General features: G+C 66.0%; 14 protein-coding genes. 11 read left to right on the plus strand and 3 right to left on the minus strand.

Annotated features, from left to right (window positions below):
• Positions 1-92: 92 nt before the first annotated feature.
• A complete protein-coding gene (locus N5C18_RS12895; RefSeq protein ID WP_164240879.1) occupies positions 93-1262 on the minus strand; it encodes a hypothetical protein in 1170 nt (389 codons plus the stop codon).
• A 319-nt stretch (positions 1263-1581) separates the two neighbouring features.
• Between N5C18_RS12895 and N5C18_RS12900 the strand changes: the two genes are divergently transcribed.
• Together N5C18_RS12900 and N5C18_RS12905 are read left to right on the plus strand one after the other, a co-directional pair.
• Positions 1582-2859, plus strand: a complete 1278-nt coding sequence (locus N5C18_RS12900; RefSeq protein ID WP_239544143.1) for a replication-associated recombination protein A — start codon at positions 1582-1584, stop codon at positions 2857-2859.
• Positions 2860-3024: 165 nt separating this feature from the next.
• Complete coding sequence (locus N5C18_RS12905; protein WP_164240877.1) at positions 3025-3414, plus strand: DUF805 domain-containing protein; 390 nt, start codon at positions 3025-3027, stop codon at positions 3412-3414.
• Positions 3415-3487: 73 nt separating this feature from the next.
• Here N5C18_RS12905 and N5C18_RS12910 read toward each other — a convergent pair whose 3' ends face one another.
• On the minus strand, positions 3488-3862 hold the full coding sequence (locus N5C18_RS12910; protein WP_279944765.1) for a hypothetical protein: 375 nt from the start codon (positions 3860-3862) through the stop codon (positions 3488-3490).
• 281 nt (positions 3863-4143) lie between these two features.
• On the opposite strand from N5C18_RS12910, the gene N5C18_RS12915 reads away from it, so the two are divergent.
• From N5C18_RS12915 to N5C18_RS12935, 5 genes are all read left to right on the plus strand, one after another.
• Positions 4144-5172, plus strand: a complete 1029-nt coding sequence (locus tag N5C18_RS12915; RefSeq protein WP_164240875.1) for an alpha/beta hydrolase-fold protein — start codon at positions 4144-4146, stop codon at positions 5170-5172.
• Positions 5173-5294: 122 nt separating this feature from the next.
• Positions 5295-6671 carry a YncE family protein gene (locus N5C18_RS12920; protein WP_279944766.1) on the plus strand — a complete coding sequence of 459 codons (1377 nt, stop codon included), beginning with the start codon at positions 5295-5297 and terminating at the stop codon, positions 6669-6671.
• Positions 6672-6722: 51 nt separating this feature from the next.
• Positions 6723-7769, plus strand: coding sequence for an ABC transporter substrate-binding protein (locus N5C18_RS12925; protein WP_279944767.1), 1047 nt, complete (start codon positions 6723-6725; stop codon positions 7767-7769).
• Entirely contained in the window at positions 7766-8809 is a 1044-nt protein-coding gene (locus tag N5C18_RS12930; protein ID WP_164085806.1) for an iron ABC transporter permease, read from the plus strand. Before N5C18_RS12925 ends, N5C18_RS12930 begins: the two co-directional genes overlap by 4 nt.
• The gene (locus N5C18_RS12935; RefSeq protein WP_053509017.1) at positions 8806-9567 is read left to right on the plus strand and encodes a heme ABC transporter ATP-binding protein; all 762 of its coding nucleotides are present in this window, start codon (positions 8806-8808) and stop codon (positions 9565-9567) included. Before N5C18_RS12930 ends, N5C18_RS12935 begins: the two co-directional genes overlap by 4 nt.
• An 8-nt stretch (positions 9568-9575) precedes the next feature.
• On the opposite strand, the gene N5C18_RS12940 is transcribed toward N5C18_RS12935, so the two are convergent.
• Positions 9576-9872 carry a CD225/dispanin family protein gene (locus N5C18_RS12940; protein ID WP_154582872.1) on the minus strand — a complete coding sequence of 99 codons (297 nt, stop codon included), beginning with the start codon at positions 9870-9872 and terminating at the stop codon, positions 9576-9578.
• Between the two features lie 125 nt (positions 9873-9997).
• On the opposite strand from N5C18_RS12940, the gene N5C18_RS12945 reads away from it, so the two are divergent.
• The 4 genes from N5C18_RS12945 (at position 9998) to N5C18_RS12960 (ending at position 14277) form a co-directional block, all read left to right on the plus strand.
• Positions 9998-10540: a hypothetical protein gene (locus N5C18_RS12945; protein WP_164240870.1), complete on the plus strand. Its 543-nt coding sequence runs from the start codon at positions 9998-10000 to the stop codon at positions 10538-10540.
• A gap of 75 nt (positions 10541-10615) precedes the next feature.
• The gene (locus N5C18_RS12950) at positions 10616-11365 is read left to right on the plus strand and encodes a hypothetical protein (protein ID WP_164240869.1); all 750 of its coding nucleotides are present in this window, start codon (positions 10616-10618) and stop codon (positions 11363-11365) included.
• A 401-nt stretch (positions 11366-11766) separates the two neighbouring features.
• Positions 11767-13803: an elongation factor G gene (gene fusA, locus N5C18_RS12955; protein ID WP_164240868.1), complete on the plus strand. Its 2037-nt coding sequence runs from the start codon at positions 11767-11769 to the stop codon at positions 13801-13803.
• A 201-nt stretch (positions 13804-14004) separates the two neighbouring features.
• Complete coding sequence (locus N5C18_RS12960) at positions 14005-14277, plus strand: hypothetical protein (RefSeq protein ID WP_005409616.1); 273 nt, start codon at positions 14005-14007, stop codon at positions 14275-14277.
• Positions 14278-14336 lie beyond the last annotated feature (59 nt).

A 14336-nucleotide genomic window follows, 5' to 3' on the forward strand; every position in this document is an offset into this window, starting at 1 on the left:
GCTTTTGATCTGCCGGCCAGCGGCCGGCACTACCGATCATGGCCCGGCCGCCCTGGTGGGTGCCAACCTTGGTTGGCACGCTCTCGGTCGGCTCATTCGTTGTCCGGGTGAACGATCACCTGCCACGCGGTGCCATCAAATCGAATCAGATCCCAGGGCGTCAGCACCCACAACACGCCGTCGGCGGAACTGATGTCGTTAATTGCGGCATCCATCAGCTCTTCAGGAATGCCCGCCTCCAGGCGTTCAACCACTCCGGAGTTGGGACTGTAGAGATAAAGTCCATTCTCTGAGCCGATGTAGATGGCTTGCCCGTACATGCAAGCGCAGTAGAACGGGACTTCGGGGCTGATCTGATGCCGGATCGGCGTGAAACCCGTATTGATCTGCCCCATCAAGATTGTTGCCTCGGTACCGACCAGGAACAGTTCGCCCGAATCCGTTCTGGATGCATGCAGCAGTTCGGCGGAGGTGATCGGCTCCGGAACATTCCAGGTGGCCCCATCCCAGTGCGCAATCAGGCCGTCAGAACCGATCGCATAGAGATCGGTAAGGCCGGTTCCGCAGAGGTCATTCACGCTGGCCAGATCCAACTCAGCGAGTAGCTGCTTGACCACTTGATTCTTGCCGATTTGCGCCAGATCGGCGCGTGATTCTTCAAATCTTCGCCGAAGCTCTGCGTCGCGCTCTGCAGGGTCAGCGGGTAGTGGTGGCACACCGTCCAGTTCGAACAGATGGCCAACGCAGGCAAGCCAGTTGTCGAAATCAATCGACTCAAGATCGTCCTTGAGACTCCCGCGTTCGGGTGCGGGGAAGTGGGTGGGAAGCTGCTTCCAGCCAGTCTCGCTACGGTGACAGATCATCCCGTGCACGCCACAGCAGAACAGATCCTTGCCCAGTTGCCGAACTCGGGTCAGGCCCCCGCAGAAGTGATCACCTTCAGGTGGAATGAGCTCGCATTTCGTGCCTGATCGAGCGAGGTCTTCAAGGTGGCCGTAGAAGTCCAGGGCCAGTACACGGCGCTCCCGCCCGTCCTGTTGTTCAGGGATGAAGATGGCGGACTCGACCTGCCAGTCGGACAGGTCGTGATAGAACCATTTCTCATCCGTTTGATGTTGATAGAAGAACATCCGGGAGGGCGGGCCGGGATCAGGGTCATAGCATTCGTGCCCCGGGCCAATCCTTGCAGCCAGGTAGTAGATGTCCGCGTCGACGGCGCAGCCGGCAACGAACTCAAGGGCATTGGACTCGGGATCGCGCACGGGTGAGTCCTGAATGGTTGAGCTTCAAATTCTCGGTTAATGATGAGGATGCATGGGTCCCGCGAAAGCATGCTCCATGTGAATCAGCGGCTTACCGATGTATCGGTGGCACCCGCGCCGGCCCATTTCCGACAGATTGCGGGGTTGCCGGCCAGCGGCCGGCACTACCGATCATGGCCGGCCGCCGTGGTGGGTGCCAACCTTGGTTGGCACGCTCTCGCGGTACAATGGACGTGTGGCAAGACATCGTTCAACTTCCTTCCCCGGCCCCGATCTGCTGAGCGTTGATCGGGAACATCTGCGCCCGCTTGCCGAGCGCATGCGCCCGCGCACCCTGGACGAAATGGTCGGGCAGAAGCGCCTGCTGGCGCCGGACAGCGCGCTGCGCCGCGCGGTTGAATCCGGTCGCGTGCATTCGATGATCCTGTGGGGGCCGCCGGGCTGTGGCAAGACCACCCTGGCGCTGCTGCTGGCCGAGTATTCCGATGCCGAGTTCCGTGCCATCTCCGCCGTGCTGTCCGGCCTGCCGGAAGTGCGCCAGGTGCTGGCCGAGGCTGCGCAACGGTTCGCCGAAGGTCGCCGCACGGTGCTGTTCGTGGATGAGGTGCATCGCTTCAACAAGGCGCAGCAGGATGCGTTCCTACCGCACATCGAGCGGGGCACCATCCTGTTCGTTGGCGCCACCACCGAGAATCCGTCGTTCGAACTGAACTCGGCGTTGCTGTCGCGCTGCCGCGTGCATGTGCTGGAGGGCGTCTCGCCCACCGACATCGTCGAAGCGCTGGAGCGTGCGCTGGGTGACCGTGAGCGCGGCCTGGGCGACGAGGGTATCGAGGTCGCCCCCGAGCTGCTGCTGGAAATCGCCACCGCCGCTGACGGTGACGTGCGACGCGCGCTGACCCTGCTGGAAATCGCCGCCGAGCTGGCGGGCGGCGAGGGTGGCCGCATCACCCCGCAGACCCTTATCCAGGTGCTGGCAGATCGCACCCGGCGCTTCGACAAGGGCGGCGAGCAGTTCTACGACCAGATCTCGGCATTGCACAAGTCCGTGCGCAGCTCCAATCCCGATGCCGCGCTGTACTGGCTGACCCGCATGCTCGATGGCGGCTGCGATCCGTCCTACCTTGCGCGCCGGCTGACTCGCATGGCCATCGAGGACATCGGACTGGCCGATCCGCGCGCGCAGAGCATGGCGCTGGAGGCCTGGGACATCTACGAGCGTTTGGGCAGCCCGGAAGGCGAGCTTGCCTTTGCCCAGCTGGTGCTCTATCTGGCCAGCACCGCCAAGTCGAACGCCGGCTATGCGGCCTTCAATCAGGCCAAGGCCGACGTGCGCGAGAGTGGTACCGAGGAGGTGCCGCTGCACCTGCGCAACGCGCCGACCAAGCTGATGAAGGAGCTGGGCTACGGTGCGGAGTACCAGTACGACCACGACGCCGAAGGCGGCATCGCGCTGGATCAGACCGGTTTCCCGGATGCGATGGGTGAGCGCGTGTACTACAACCCGGTGCCGCGCGGCCTGGAAATCAAGCTGAAGGAAAAGCTGGATCGGCTGCGCGCCGAGCGCGAAGCGGCGCGCGCCGCAAAGGGCCGTTGATCCTGCTTGTGTAGAGTCGAGCCATGCTCGACTGCTTCGCGCGTATTGAGTCGAGCATGGCTCGACTCTACAGGGGCATGGCAGTCGGGCAGGGCACGACGCTGCATTGTCGCGTGCGCGTGCATTTGGCACACTGCGCGGCTTCTCTTTTCAAGGATCGATGCCGTGCAGGAAATGATTCTGCCGTTGAAGCGCTACGCCCAGTTCGAGGGCCGCGCCAACCGCCGCGAGTACTGGATGTACCAGCTGTTCCTGTTCCTGGTCGCAACAGCGGTGATGGTGCTGGCCGGCGTGCTGGCAATCCTCCTGCGCAACAGTGCCGATGCACTGGCCGGCATCCTGATCGGCATGGTGGTACTGCTGGGTGTGATGTGGCTGGCCACGATCGTGCCGTTGATTGCCGTGACCGTGCGCCGCCTGCATGACTGCAACCAGTCGGGCTGGCTGTTCCTGCTGGCGCTGGTGCCGGGCGGTGGCATCGTGATCATGATCTTCTCGCTGCTGCCGGGCACGCCGCAGGAGAATCCGTATGGCCCGGTGCCCACGGGGCCGTGATGCTGCACGAGTCGAGCATGGCTCGACGCTACAGAGGCAAAGAAAAGAAGCCGGCGTTTCGCCGGCTTCGTCTTTACTTGATGGTGCAATCGCCGAAGGACAGGTAGTCCGTGCCGGAGCTGAACTGCAGCGTGCAGCTGGCGCTGAAGACAGCGCCTTCTTCCAGTGCGCCCAGTTTGGCCGCCTGCTGATCATCGGAGGTGGTCAGCCGGGCCAGGACATTGCCCTGGTCATCGCCGGCCTCGATGAGCGGTTCGCCCGCCATGTTGCTGGAAACGCCCAGCGCCACGGCGGTGAAGGTCACCGTCTGGTTGAGTTCTTCCATGCTCAGCGTGGAATTGCCGGCTTCTTCAAAGGCCTGGTAGAGCGTCGGAAGATCCTGTGCGGCGTGGGCGGCCAGCGGCGCGAGCAGGCCGAGGGTGAGGGCGATCAGTGCGGTGTGCTTCAAGGGGTCTCACAATCATGGGATCCGATCCCATGGCGGTCGTGGCGCGGATGAACGCGGCCCGGACGGCGGCAGACTGTCCACCCTCCATGGCAGCGTTGGAAGCGGGGCGGTCCAATGCCCCGGTGGCCGGCAAAATAGGGGAAATTCCGCCCCCTGTGCAAGCGGGCATGCGCGCGCGTGATACACAGTGTGACGTGTGATCGATGTGATAATCATTCGCGTTTGAGGTAGACTGCGGTCCCTTGTGAACCGGCGGCCGTGGGCCGCTTCTGCCGCCGCTGATGAAGCATTTCGTCCTGCCTTTGCGCCGGGGCCCGCTGGCCCGCTGCCTGGCCGCCTTGATGATGGGTCTACTCCTGGCTACTCCGTACGCCCATGCACAGCAGCGCAACCCGCTGCAGAAAATCGGCCACACCGTGCTCGACGAGCCGGCGGCCAGCTATCGCTTCGAGCATTTCGTGGTGGACAGCCCCGACCAGCAACGCCGCTGGCGGGTGAACGTGGCGATTCCGGCAAAGGCTGGCAAGGCGCCGCTGCCGGTGTTGTACGCGCTGGACGGCAATGCCGTGGCCATGGTGCTGGACCAGCCGATTCTGGCCGAGTTGGCGGCACGCAAGGCACCACCGGTGCTGGTGCTGATCGGCTACGACAACGACCTGCGCATCGATTCGAAGGCGCGCACCCGCGACTACACCGCGTGGATCGATCGCGCGGACGACGAGAGCGGCACGACCCAGGCGGTAGGAGGAGGCGCTGCAGCGTTCCTTGATGTGATCGAGCGGCGGATCAAGCCTGAGGTCGAGCGCCGCGCACGCATCGATGCGCAGCAGCAAGCGCTGTGGGGCCACTCGCTGGGTGGCCTGTTCGTGCTCAATGCGCTGTACACCCGTCCGGCGGCGTTCCAGTCCTACCTGGCGGCCAGCCCGTCGCTGTGGTGGAGCCAGGGTGCGGCGCTGGGCGATCCGGAACAGCAGTTCGTGCAGAACGTGCACGGCCAGCGCGCAAAGCTCTGGTTGATGCTGGGCGGCGCGGAGCGCATTGGTGACCGCGGCAAGCGCGACATGAACAACCCGCGCGTGGTCGCGCACCTGCGCCGCATCGGTGGTGCCACCCCGGACGCAGCGATGCAGCTGTCCGAGCGGCTGGGCAAGGTCCCCGGACTGAGCGTGCAGTACCGCGAGTTCGACGGCCTCGGCCACGGTCCGATGCTGCCGGCCTCGTTCCACGCCGCGCTGCACGAGTTGTATGGCGTGACCGATCGCAGCGCCGGCGACGGTGCTGCCCTTGGCGGTGACAACGCCGCCGAATGAATTCCCTCGCACGCGATGCCGTGCGACCCCACTACCCAGGCGAGGCTGCCGACGTGCAGCGGCCCAGGCAACCGATGACTCCCGCGCCACGTGGCGCGGCCTACGTGTGCAAGGAGCCTTCCATGTCGTTCCGTCCGTCTTTCCGTCTCACTTCCCTGGCCGCCGGCATGCTGCTGGCGGTGACCGCCACCGCGCAGCCGGTATTCGACCAGCCGGCCAATGCCACCTTCAAGGGCCAGGTCGTCTCACGCGGTGAGAACGTGGTTCCCGGCAGCACCGCCGAGGTGGTCGGTCGCGGTTTCGTGCCGGGCCAGAAGGTCAGCCTGCTGCGCGGTGACGCTGTGCTCAACACGCAGCCGCTGGTGGTCGATGCCGATGGCAACTTCAAGACCCAGCTGAGCATTCCGGCCGATGCGGTGCCGGGCACCCACCCGGTGGTGGTGCGTGCCAGCCAGCCGGCCGCGGCCACGGTGCTGAAGCTGCGCGTCTCGCCGCAGCTGCCGCTGTCGGGCCAGGCGCAGTTCGCTACCCAGTCCAACAAGCTGGTGCCGGGCCTGTACCAGTCCGCCTACAGCGCCGCCAGCAACGCGGTGTTCGTGACCTCGGCGGTGGGCCGCCCGCCGGTGACCCAGTCGCAGCTGCTGAAGCTGGACCCGAAGACGCTGAAGGTGACCAAGGCGATCACCCCGGCGCAGGTGCCGGGCAGCACCAATGGTGCGGTGTATGCGGTCTACGGCGTCGGCGTGGATGACACCAACGGCAACGTCTGGGTCACCAATACCCGCCAGAACTCGATCGCGGTCTATCGCCAGAAGGATCTGTCACTGGTCCACCAGTTCCCGGTCGATGCGGTGCCGCACGCGCGCGACGTGGTGGTCGATGGTACCCGCGGCAAGGTGTTCGCCTCGGCTACGGGGGAGGACCACCTGTCGGTGTTCGACGCCAAGACGCTCAAGGAGCTGCCGGCGGTGACGCTGGAGTCCGGCGTCGATGACGGCAAGTTCACCCCGATGAGCCTGGTGCTGGACGAGAAGGGCGGCAAGCTGTTCACCGTCAGCATCGGTACGCCGGAAGCGGCGGTGATCGACGTTGCCAGCGGCAAGGTCGACAAGGTCATCGACCTGGGCAATTCGATCAGCGCCTCCGGCGTCGCCTTCGATGCGGCACGCAACCGCCTGTACGTGGCCTCGCAGGGCACCGACAACCTGTTGATCGTCGATGTGGCCGCCGGCAAGGTGCTGCACGACGTGCCGGTTGGTGCCGGTGCACTGAACGTCGCCTTCGACGATGCCTCCGGCCTGGCCTACGTCAGCAACCGCGGCGCCGGTACCGTCACCGTGGTCAACGGCGATGGCAAGGTGGTCGCCAACCTTGATGGCGGCACGCTGCCGAACCACGTCCGCGCCGATGGCAAGGGCAATGTGTTCGCGGTGAACAAGTCGCGCGGTGCCGAAGACCCGAAGGGTGACCGCATCACCCGCATCACCCCGAAGCAGTAAGCCACCGGGCCGGGCGATGCGCGCATCGCCCGGCCAGCAAGGAGAACCTCCATGAACATCGCGTCCCGTCTGCGCCTGTGTGCGCTTCCCCTGGCTGTCTCGCTGGCGCTGTCCGCCTGCGGTGGCGCGCCGGCCCCGTCCGAGGGCCAGAAGCCTGCCGAGGCGTCGGCCGCCACGGCGGCGGCTGAAGGTGCGTTGCCGGCAGGCTGGCAGCGCGTGGCCGGTGCCGAGATGCCGGCCGTGCACGACCAGAAGGCGGTGCTGCCGGCCAAGGTGCATTCCGATGACGGCGCTGATATCGAGGTGGCCGACACCAGCCGGATCATCGCCGGTGGCGACGATGTCATTGCGGTGATCGAGGTGCTGGGCCTTGGCAAGCAGGTCTTCGCCGCGCCGACCAACACCACCACCCAGGCGGGCCTGGCCGCGCCGCACCAGTTCCTGTTCAACCGCACCACCGGCGTAGAGGGCGTGCTGAGCCTGCAGGGCTCGCTGTTCCTGGGCAACAGCCTGCGTCGCCATACCGAGCTGGCAAAGAAGCTGCGCGAAGTGGGCGAGCCGGCGGTGGTCATCGACGATCTGCAGCCGGCACCTGACAAGGTGCGCAAGGTCGCCGCTGCACTCGGGCTGGCCGAGGCAGGGCAGGCGCTTGCCACGCAGGTGCAGCGCCAGCTGGACGAGGCTGCAGCGATTGGCAAGGGCCTGGGCCATGCACCACGGGTGATCCACGTTTCGGCAACCGGCGCCGGCGGCGCGCCGACCGTGGCTGGTGCCGACAGCGCCTCGGCGCAGCTGATCGCACTGGCCGGTGGCGTCAACATCGGTACCGAAGCGGGGGTGAAGAACTACTCGCAGCTGAGCAACGAGGGCGTGGTCGCGGCAGCACCGGAGGTGATCCTGGTGACCGAGCATGACCTGCAGCTGTTCGGCGGGGCCGAAGGCCTGTGGAAGTCCTATCCGACGCTGAAGCAGACCCCGGCCGGGCAGGCCAATCGGGTCTGGGTGATGCCGGACGTGCAGCTGAAGTACACCAGCGTCGGTTCCGGTGCCGGTGCGCTGGCGCTGGCCAAGGCCCTGGCGGCGTTGCCGAAGGCATGAGTCCGGCGGATCGGCGCCGCCGTCGCGGGCGGATGATGTTGATGGTGGCGTTGCTGGCACTGCTGGGGGCGGTGCTGGCGTCGTTTGCCGTGGGTCCGTTGCGGTTGCCGCCACTGGAAGTGCTGCAGGCGCTGGGCGTGAAGCTGGGTCTGCTTGATCCGCAGGCGGTCAGCAGTCGTGACCTGGCCGTGGTCTGGCAGCTGCGCATCCCGCGTGCGCTGCTGGGGGCGATGGTCGGCGCGTCGTTGGCGATGGCCGGGGCCAGCCTGCAGGGCCTGTTCGGCAATCCCCTGGCCGATCCGGGCATCGTTGGCGTCAGCCAGGGCGCGGCGCTGGGTGCGGTGGCCGCCATCGTGCTCGGCGCTGCCGGTGCGGCGGGTTGGCTGGTGCCGGTCGCCGCATTCGTTGGCGGCGCGCTGGCGATCGGCCTGACCTACGCGTTGGCGCGCCCGGGCAAGGGCAGTGGCAATGCCACGCTGCTGCTGGTCGGCATCGCAATGGCCGCGTTCTGCTCGGCGCTGATCGGCTTCCTGACCTACATTGCCAGCGAAAGCGAACTGCAGTCGCTGGTGTTCTGGCAGATGGGTTCGCTGGCACGCGCCAACTGGGCCGATGTGGCAGCGGTGGTGCCGTTGTTCGCGATCGGCGTGTTCGCGCTGCAACGGCTGGCCACGCCCCTCGACATGCTGGCGCTGGGCGAACGCCAGGCGCAGCACCTCGGCCTGGATGTGACCCGCACCCGTCGCCGCCTGGTCGCGTTCAGTGCGCTGCTGGTGGGCGCGGCGGTGGCCTTTGCCGGTTCGATCAGCTTCGTTGGCCTGGTGGTGCCGCACGTGGCGCGTCTGCTGGTTGGCCCCGGCCATCGCTGGCTGCTGCCGTTGTCCGGCCTGCTGGGCGCACTGCTGATTGTGGTGGCCGATACTGCGGCGCGCACGCTCGACCCGCCGGCAGAGATTCCGTTGGGCCTGTTCTCGGCCGCGCTGGGCGCGCCGTTCTTCCTCTGGCTGGTGCTGCAGCAGCGCCGCAAGGCCGCGCCATGAGCGTGCTGTTGAAACTGCACGAGGTGGTGGTGCGTCGCCAGCAGCGCGAGATCCTGCATGGCATTTCGCTGGCGTTCGAGCCGGGTACGGTGACCGCGCTGGTGGGCCCGAATGGCGCGGGAAAATCCACGTTGCTGGCGGTGGCGGCCGGTGATCTTCGCGCCGATGCGGGCGAGGTGAGCCTGCGCGGAAAACCCTTGGCAGGCTACAAGGCGGGGCCACTGGCACGCGAGCGCGCGGTGATGCCGCAGGAGCACGGCGTGCGTTTCGCCTTCAGCGTGGAAGAGGTAGTGGCGATGGGGCGCCTGCCGCACCCGCCGGATCCTGTGGCGGATGGCGCTCACGTTGAAGGTGCCATCGATGCTGCCGAACTGCAGGCGCTGCGCCTGCGCGAAGTGCAGCAGCTGTCCGGTGGCGAGTCCGCCCGCACCACGTTTGCGCGGGTACTGGCGCAGGACACGCCGCTGCTGCTGCTGGATGAGCCGACCGCCGCGCTGGACCTGCGTCACCAGGAGCGCACCCTGCGCAGCGTGCGTGCCTGTGCCGAAGCCGGGGCCTGCGTGATCGTAGTACTGCACGATCTGAATCTGGCCGCCGGCTATGCCGATCGCATCGTGCTGCTGGAGCAGGGCAGGGTGGCCGCCGACGGTACGCCGCTGCAGGTGCTGACCGAGGACAACCTGCAGCGGGTCTACCAGCAGGATGTGGTGGTGCTGCAGCATCCGCGACGTGGTGTGCCGCTGGTGGTGGTGACCTGAGACGGGGGCTACCGCGATCCCGTGAGACGCAGGTACATGCCGGCGGCAACTATTATGGCGAACGGAATCCACAGCAGGGCAAATGATGCATAAGCCCAGGCCCGGGATCTGCGTGCGGCCGCCAGGCTGAGTTCAGCCTGGCCCGCGAGATGAAGTGACGCGGCTTTGTTTGCGTAGACGATGGCAACGATTGCAGTCAGCCAGTTGCCCAGCAGAAGTGACGCCCATGCAAGCCGTGATGGGTCATTGGGGAACTTTTCTGTCGGTTTGCTCATGTGCGCCGCCTCGGGATAGGGTCGGCGCATGTTCACTTGCCGCTGTCATTGGCGGTATACAAGAAGTACGAAAATCGTACGATCAGGCGTCATCTCCATGCCGCCCGTGACGTAATTGATGGGCCTTCATCGAAAATTCGTAGAAGGTGTTGAACGTGGGCATGGTGATGGACAGGTTCTGGGGTAAGCGGCTGGCTGCGTTCTGTGTGGCTGTCGGCCTCTCATTCTCAGCCCAGGCGCAACAGGACACGTCATCGATTCTTTCCCGCTTGTTGCAGTGTCAGCTGGCTCACCGGGAGCTGGACGCTTTCACTGGCCGGATCGCAGCGGGCGACCTCGCCGATTTCACCCAGAGCGATGCGGGCGTTGGCGCGGCACTGATGCTCTGGAAAACCCGGACGTCCACGACGGCGTGGGGAGAGTCGTCGTCGCTAGTGCATGTGTCGGGTCGCCAGGAGATGCTTCTTGCCATACCGGTTCCGATCGGCGAGGAGATGGCACGGGGGATGTCCATTGCCAAGCGCATTGGAGGCATGTCGTCGCGCTGGAATGCCGAGGCCATGGAAAGAGAGCATGGCTGGAAAGGCCTCAATCTCTACAGAACGCTTCCGGACAATCGACACATACGGTTGATTGTCGATCTGTCCTATTCGCCGGGGTGGGTGACGGTAGGCTGTACCTATGGCGAGATGAGCTGATCCGGGGTTGGGATGGGGCTGTCGAGTCTCGTTGGCATATCATGGCGTGCTCGAATCCCTCAATGGACTGACCCCATGTTCCGTACCGCTCCGCGCGGCGTGCTGCTTGCCGCCCTGCTTGCTTCCGTGTGCGCCGCCAACGCGGCTGCCACCTCTCCGGTATCACTCACCGATGCAGCCGAGAACGCCTCGTTGATCGAAACGCGGCATTCAGAGGGTAAGGGTGGCGCCGTTACGTTGTTGAAGACGCAGTACTTCGCCAACGAGGAAATGTCGGTGAGCTGGGATGACCAGCAGGTCCTGGTGTTGTGCAAGGAAGCGGCCTATCTCAAGTTGCCTGCGGGCAAGGCGGATGTCGGTTCGCTGACGACCGAGCAGCGGCAGATGATTGTCTACCAGGCACTGATGTCGGGATTGGGTGCGGTGGCAGGAGTGATCGGGCCGGCAGGCGAGGTGGTGGCGGTCGCGGATGACGGCAGCGAAACCCGTGGCGTTGGCGAGAACACGTGGGCCTACGGCGTCGAACGCCATGAGGTTATGACCCAGCGCATGCCGGATGGCGCGCTGCGGGTCCGGGTGCGCAAGACCGAGACCGTGAACAACGCCAAGCCCGCGTCGCCGGACGACATGTTCAGCACCGAGGACGACCAGGCGGCGAGATTGTCCGAGCTGGTGCCGGTCGGCAGCTGGACCGAGGTGGTGATCCATGGCGGCCCGCGCCAGGCGCAGGTGGATCCGGGGATGTCGCTGAAAGGATGGGTCTCGATGGGGGATGACCGTGCAGCGACCGTGGCGGAGGCCCGCTCGCTGCATGGGTGCAAGTAAGGCGCCAGGGACCGATTGCAGCCACCCCATGGGTGGGTCTGTAGTGGTGCGCATCGTTCCATCAATGTATGCAATATTCACTTGCGCGCCAGATTGGCAGGTCTAGAATGCGCCCCATGAACCGGATGCCGCTCCTGAAGTTTTTCACCCTGACCCGCGCAAGCGCGGAACGGGCGTGTCTGCCTGGAGCCCCACGAGGCCGTTGAGACGGCCATCGCTGGACCTTCGACAGAGCGCCCTCCGGGGCGCTCTTTTCGTTTCCGCAGTTCCATTCCCCGTAACCCGATGTACCGCAAGGAGAACGTGCCATGCACCAGATCGCCGAGACCGAACGCTAGCCGCGCGCCCTGTCGCCAACCGGGGTGCGCGGCCCCCGAAGTTGGCTTTGCAGGAATCTCTTCATGAACACCCAGACCCTTTCCCGTCGCCGCAACCTCGGCATCATTGCCCACATCGACGCCGGCAAGACCACGCTGACCGAACGCCTGCTGTGGAAGAGCGGCGAGATCCATCGCGTCGGCGAAGTGCACGACGGCAATGCGACCACCGATTTCTCGGCGATCGAGCGCGAACGTGGCATCACCATCGGCGCCGCTGCCGTGCAGGCGCAATGGTCGCCGCGCGACCTGCCGTCGCATCGGCTGACCCTGATCGACACCCCCGGCCACATCGACTTCGCCATTGAAGTCGAGCGCTCGCTGCGCGTGCTCGACGGCGCCGTGGCCGTGTTCTCGGCGGTGGATGGCGTGCAGCCGCAGTCCGAGACCGTGTGGCGCCAGGCGCGACGCCACCGCGTGCCGCTGATTGCCTTCGTCAACAAGATGGATCGCGTCGGTGCTTCCTTCGAGCGCGTGCTGGAGCAGCTGCAGGACAAGCTGCGCGCGCGACCGTGGGCGCTGGGCGTGCCGCTGGGCAGCGAGAGCGACTTCAACGGCTGGGTCGATCTGGTCGATGAGCGGGTGCTGCAGTGGCACGACGGTGCTGCGGCGACGATCACCCCATGGGACGACGCAGCGCGCAGGCAGTGGCAGGCGCAACGCGATGCGCTGGTCGAGGCCGTGGCCGACCACGATGAAGCACTTGCCGATGCCTGGCTGGAAGGCCGCGTGATCGATGCGGAGCAGCTACGTGCAGCCATCCGGCGCGCAACGTTGGCCGGTGCCGGTGTGCCGGTACTGGCCGGCGCGGCGTTCAAGGACAAGGGCATCGAGACGTTGCTGGATGCGGTGGTCGATTACCTGCCATCGCCGCTGGATCGGCCTGCCGTGGTCGCTGAAAGCGAGGACGGCGAAGTGGTGCTGCCGCCGGATCCGGACGGTCCACTGGCCGGCCTGTTGTTCAAGATCACCCACCAGCAGCACGGTGCGCTGAGTTTCGTGCGGCTGTACTCGGGCACCTTGAAGGTCGGCGATGCGGTGGCCAGTTCGCAGCATCCGCAGGGACGGCGTGTGAGCCGCCTGGTGCGGGTGCAGGCCGACCAGACCCACGACATCGAACAGGCCGTGGCCGGTGACATCGTCGCGGTGCTGGGCTGGAAGGATGCGGTCAGTGGCGAAACGCTGAGCGGCCGTGCGCAGCCGTTGCGCCTGGAGAACATCCAGGCACAGGCGCCGGTGCTGGCATGGCGGTTGGAGCCGGCGCGTGCCGCCGACCTGATCCGGATGGCGCAGGGGCTGGCCAGCCTGGCCCAGGAGGACCCGTCGTTCGGCGTCGAAACCGATCGCGATACGGCCGAAACCCTGGTCTGGGGCATGGGCGAGCTGCACCTGGAGGTGATGGTCGAGCGCCTGCGCAGCGAATGGAAGGTCGAGGTGGGCGTGGGCGCGCCGCGCGTGGCCTACCAGGAGACGCCGATGCGTGCAGTGGCCGGCGTGGTCGGCCGGCTGGTCAAGCAGACCGGCGGCCAGGGGCAGTTCGCGCAGGTGGTGCTGGACGTGGCGCCGCGCGAGGACGGTGAGGTCGTGTTCAACGATCGCATCGTCGGTGGCGTGGTGCCGCGCAGCTTCATCGCGGCGGTGGAGAAGGGCGTGCGCGCTGCACTGTCGGAAGGCCCGCAGGGACATCCGGTGGTCGGCATCGAGGTCAGCCTGGTCGATGGACAGACCCATGCCAAGGATTCCTCGGAAATGGCGTTCCATCGCGCCGGCGCCGAGGCGATCAAGGCGGCACTGGCAGAAGGCGGCACGCAGCTGCTGGAGCCGGTGATGGCGGTGACGGTACATTCGCCCTCGGCGTCGGTGGGCGACGTGGTCGGCGACCTCAATCGCCGTCACGGCCGCATCGCCCGCATCGAGGACCAGGACGGTCGCGCCGAGGTCAGCGGATTCGCACCGTTGGCGCAGCTGGTGGGCTACACCACCTCGCTGCGTTCGCTCAGCCAGGGGCGGGCCAGCAGCGAGGCGCATCTGCACGGTTACGAGCCCGTACGCGCTGCATGAGGAAGGTGAAGGGAGCCCGTTCGCGGGCTCCCTTTTTTGCGTGGGCCACGGTGAGGCATCCACGCGTGGCGTGGTTCTGCTGCCGGAGGCGTGATGCATTTGCACTGCATTGCAACAAAACTGCAGAAAAAGCTGGATTAAAGTGATGCCTCACGATAAATTGCGCACCCCCCGTTGCTCGCCGCCGCCCGCACCCCGCCCATGCGTGATGACAAAGACCCCGGAACCCTGGAGCTGACCCTGCCGCGCAAGCGCGGTCGTCCGCCCAAGTTCGGGTACGCAATGAGTGATGCACAGCGGGCTGCGCGCTACCGTGCGCGCAGGGCAGGGCAGGCCAATCACGCCGATGTGCGCTCGTGCTCGGACATGGTGCTGCTGGACAAGATCCGCGCTGCGGTGAGCGCCCGTGATACCGAACTGGCCGGTTTTCTCGTCCACGTGCTGTGGCAGCGATACCCCCTGCAGCTGAAATAGGCCCTCGCCGGGGTGGCCCTTGTCATCGAGCTTGTTGATAATGCGGGATTCAGGTTGTT

This window comes from Stenotrophomonas sp. GD03930 (assembly GCF_029839665.1).
In the GTDB taxonomy this organism is placed as follows: Bacteria; Pseudomonadota; Gammaproteobacteria; order Xanthomonadales; family Xanthomonadaceae; genus Stenotrophomonas; species Stenotrophomonas forensis.